Consider the following 3,644-nt stretch of genomic DNA (forward strand, 5'->3'; position numbering starts at 1 on the left):
GCGCCCGCCTTCGCGAGCTCCAGTGCGATTTCCTTGCCGATGCCGCTTGCGGCGCCCGTGACGACTGCGGTCTTGCCGCTCAGATCTGCTGCCATGTCCGTCTCCTTCCGTTATCGGATCGAAAAAGCGCGCCCCGCTGCATCCGCCTTCGTCGCGCGGTCGTGCAGGCAGGCCAGCCGCTATTGTGCACGATCGGCCCCGCCGTTCGCGCGCAAAACGTCTAAGCTTAATGTCGGTTCCGGGTCGCGGGAGACGCCCATGCACTATCGACGACTAGGCCGCTCCGGCCTGCAGATCAGCGCGCTTTCGCTCGGCTCGTGGGTCACCTACGGCAACCAGGTCGACCAGCGGGTTGCCCGTGAATGCCTTGCGGCGGCCCGCGATGCGGGCGTCAATTTCTTCGACAACGCCGAGGTCTATGCGGGCGGCAAATCCGAGGAAATCATGGGCCAGGCGCTCAAGTCGCTCGGCTGGCCGCGCGTCAGCTATCTCGTGTCCACCAAGTTCTTCTGGGGACTCGCGGAAGCGCCGAACCAATACCACACGCTGAACCGGAAATATCTGCTGAACGCGATCGACGGCTCGCTGCGCCGGCTGCAGCTCGACTATGTCGACCTCGTGTACTGCCATCGCCCCGATCCGAACACGCCGATCGAGGAGACCGTCTGGGCGATGAGCGACATGATCGTACGCGGCAAGGCGCTGTACTGGGGCACGTCCGAGTGGAGCGCCGACGAGATTCGCGCCGCGTACGAAATTGCCGAGCGGCACCATTTGCACAAGCCGGTCGTCGAGCAGCCACAGTACAACCTCTTCCATCGTATCCGGGTCGAGCAGGAATACGCGCGGCTCTATGAAGACTACGGTCTCGGCCTGACGACCTGGAGCCCGCTGGCATCGGGGCTGCTCACCGGCAAGTACCGGAACGGGGTACCGCCGGGTAGCCGCGCGCAACTGCCGGGCTACGACTGGCTCCGCGCCCGGCTGACGGATTCGGCCAGCAACGACGTGGTCGAACGGCTCGGCGCGATCGCGGCCGAATTCGGCTGCAGCACCGCCCAACTGTCGATCGCATGGATACTCGCGAATCCGCGCGTGAGCTCTGTCATTACGGGCGCGTCGCGGATCGAGCAGATCGGCGACAACATGCGCGCGCTCGACGTCGCCGCGAAGCTGACGCCGGAGGTCAAGCAACGTATCGAGGAGGTCGTCGGCGACGCATTCGAGTAAGGCGACTCACGCCCACTCGCGTACAATACGCGGCCGCATTGGCGCGCGGCCCGACGGCCACGCGCAATCGTCCGTTTTCATCGATTCATCCTTCGTTTCAGGCAGCCCGCCATGCTCAGTTATCGTCACGGTTTTCATGCAGGCAACCACGCGGACGTGCTCAAGCACGCCGTCGTCGTCCAACTGCTGCGCTACCTGAACAAGAAAGACAAGTCGTACTGGTACATCGACACGCACGCCGGCGCCGGCGTGTATTCGCTGCGCGAAGGTTATGCCGCCAAAACGGGGGAATTCGACACCGGCATTGGACCGCTGTGGAACGAAAAGAACCTGCCCGAGGCGCTCGGTGATTACGTCGACGAGGTGCGCGCGCTGAACGACGACGGCGAGCTTCGCTACTATCCGGGCTCGCCGTATCTCGCATGGCGATCGATGCGCGAGCAGGACCGGATGCGCCTGTTCGAAATGCATACGACGGAAATCGACGTGCTGCGTCACAACTTCCGCGATGCTGGGCGCCGTGCAATGATTTTCGCCGGTGACGGCTTCGAGGGCATCAAGGCGCTGCTGCCGCCGCCGCCACGACGCGCGCTGGTGCTGATCGATCCGTCCTATGAGGACAAGAAGGACTACGCGCGCACGGTGACTTGCGTAACCGAATGCCTGAAGCGTTTCGCGACCGGCTGTTACGCGATCTGGTATCCGCAGGTTGCGCGGGTGGAATCGCAGCGTTTTCCGGAGCAGCTCAAGCGCCTGCAACCGAACAACTGGCTGCACCTCACGCTGACGGTATCGAATCCGCCGGCAGACGGCCTGGGCCTTTACGGCAGCGGGATGTTCATCCTGAATCCGCCGTACACACTCGCGCAGAGCATGAACGAAGCGCTGCCCTATCTCGTCGAACGACTGGGACAGGATAGCGGCGCCCGGTGCCAGATCGAGCAGCGCGGGAACTGAGCGGACGTCTTGCCGTTATGGCTGCGGTCTGGGCGTGGGTCTCTGCTGATTGGCTGGCGACACGCCCCAGCCGGGCACATTGATATACGGCGCGACAAACAGCGGGATCGATGAATTCGCCCCCTGCCCGGCCGGCGCTCGCATGCCTGCGGGCTCGACGATCGGCTCGGACGATAACGGAGCCGATTGCAATACCAGGCCGCCCTTGCCATCCTGGATCCCACGTTGTGTATCGAGAATCAGCGGCTTGGACGTCGCCGCCGCCCCGGCCGCCACGCCGTGAGCGAGCACGACAGCCCCCAGAACGAGACGCACGCGAGAAACGTGACGCACATCGAGACGCAAGTGCATGGTCGTATTCTTCCGGTTAAAAACAGGCCCATACCATAGCGCCGCGCCGACGATTTCGCCAGATCAAGCGCACAAAAAACAAAGCCCCGTCAACACGGGGCTTGCTTTTCGTTCGGTGCCACGCGGCACCTGACGGTGACTCTGATTACAGCGAGTAGCCGTTGGTTTCGAGCGAGCGGATGCGGCTCTCGAGTTGGACGATGTCCGACGACGTGGCGAGGTATGCCTCACGGCGCTCACGTTCTGCGGATTCGAACCAGTTGCTCAGCTTTTCAACGATGTAGGCGATCATGATGTTCTCCAAGGAAGGGGGACCCCTGGCGAATCGAGATGCAGGGATTTCCCGTATAGGGTTATCCCGAATTATAGCGATGCCGCACCAAGATGCTAGTGAAATGCTTGCATGGAATCCATTCCATTTCGGAATGGTTTGTGAAGTATCTGCTTTAACTCATTGATTTTTATGAACATCGAGTCAATGCCTCTTTTCGACCTGGAGGGCATGCACTAATCTGGTTCACTGATCGGTTCGGCCAGGCGCGCCAAGATCGGGCATTCAGGTCGTTCGTCACCATGGCAGTGCGCGGCGAGATCGGCGAGCGTATTGCGCATATCGCTCAATTCCGCGATGCGTTTGTCGAGTTCGGCCACGTGTCCGAGGGCGATCGACTTCACTTCGACGCTGGCGCGGGTACGGTCCTGCCAGAGCATCAGCAGCTTGCGGATATCCTCGACGAGAAAACCGAGCCGCCGCGCCTGGCGGATGAAGCGCAGGATATGGACTTCGTCCGAACCGTAGATCCGGTATCCGGCGTCGCTACGCTTGCTGGGCGCAAGAAGACCAACCTGTTCGTAGTACCGAATCATTTTTGCGCTGACGCCGGATTCGCGCGAGGCGTCGCCGATATTCATTCTCTGCCCTCTCTCTCCATCAAGCACTGGTTCGAACATGAACATCGAGGCAAGCAGCCGTCGACGACACTTCGATCGTATCAAATCGCGAGATTTCGTTCCGGCGCGGGCGGTGACAAGCGGTGGATTCCGGCGACGCGCTTGGACAGCAAACGGAGAGGTTCGATTGCCTGCACTCGCGTTTTCGCCGCCCC

6 protein-coding genes are annotated in these 3,644 nt (G+C 61.7%); 2 read left to right on the plus strand and 4 right to left on the minus strand.

Going from position 1 to position 3,644, the window contains the following annotated elements; translation table 11 throughout:
- The coding region (locus WS45_RS35200) for an SDR family NAD(P)-dependent oxidoreductase (RefSeq protein WP_124496677.1) at window positions 1–95 on the minus strand (95 nt) is incomplete at its 3' end.
- A 163-nt stretch (window positions 96–258) separates the two neighbouring features.
- Between WS45_RS35200 and WS45_RS23750 the strand changes: the two genes are divergently transcribed.
- Window positions 259–1,230 (plus strand): potassium channel beta subunit family protein, encoded by a 972-nt coding sequence (locus WS45_RS23750; protein WP_059701969.1) that lies wholly within the window; start codon window positions 259–261, stop codon window positions 1,228–1,230.
- A 111-nt stretch (window positions 1,231–1,341) separates the two neighbouring features.
- A complete protein-coding gene (locus WS45_RS23755) occupies window positions 1,342–2,187 on the plus strand; it encodes a 23S rRNA (adenine(2030)-N(6))-methyltransferase RlmJ (RefSeq protein ID WP_059701971.1) in 846 nt (281 codons plus the stop codon).
- Between the two features lie 15 nt (window positions 2,188–2,202).
- Here the strand turns inward: WS45_RS23755 and WS45_RS23760 are convergent, their stop codons facing one another.
- The 3 genes from WS45_RS23760 to cueR form a co-directional block, all read right to left on the minus strand.
- Window positions 2,203–2,538 carry a hypothetical protein gene (locus WS45_RS23760; RefSeq protein WP_059701973.1) on the minus strand — a complete coding sequence of 112 codons (336 nt, stop codon included), beginning with the start codon at window positions 2,536–2,538 and terminating at the stop codon, window positions 2,203–2,205.
- 145 nt (window positions 2,539–2,683) lie between these two features.
- The gene (locus WS45_RS33935) at window positions 2,684–2,830 is read right to left on the minus strand and encodes a DUF3563 family protein (RefSeq protein ID WP_006478295.1); all 147 of its coding nucleotides are present in this window, start codon (window positions 2,828–2,830) and stop codon (window positions 2,684–2,686) included.
- Between the two features lie 215 nt (window positions 2,831–3,045).
- Window positions 3,046–3,450: a Cu(I)-responsive transcriptional regulator gene (gene cueR / locus WS45_RS23765; RefSeq protein WP_059701975.1), complete on the minus strand. Its 405-nt coding sequence runs from the start codon at window positions 3,448–3,450 to the stop codon at window positions 3,046–3,048.
- Between the last annotated feature and the right edge of the window lie 194 nt (window positions 3,451–3,644).

Origin of the sequence: Burkholderia sp. RF2-non_BP3 (genome assembly GCF_001522185.1) — a bacterium.
Taxonomy (GTDB): domain Bacteria; phylum Pseudomonadota; class Gammaproteobacteria; order Burkholderiales; family Burkholderiaceae; genus Burkholderia; species Burkholderia diffusa.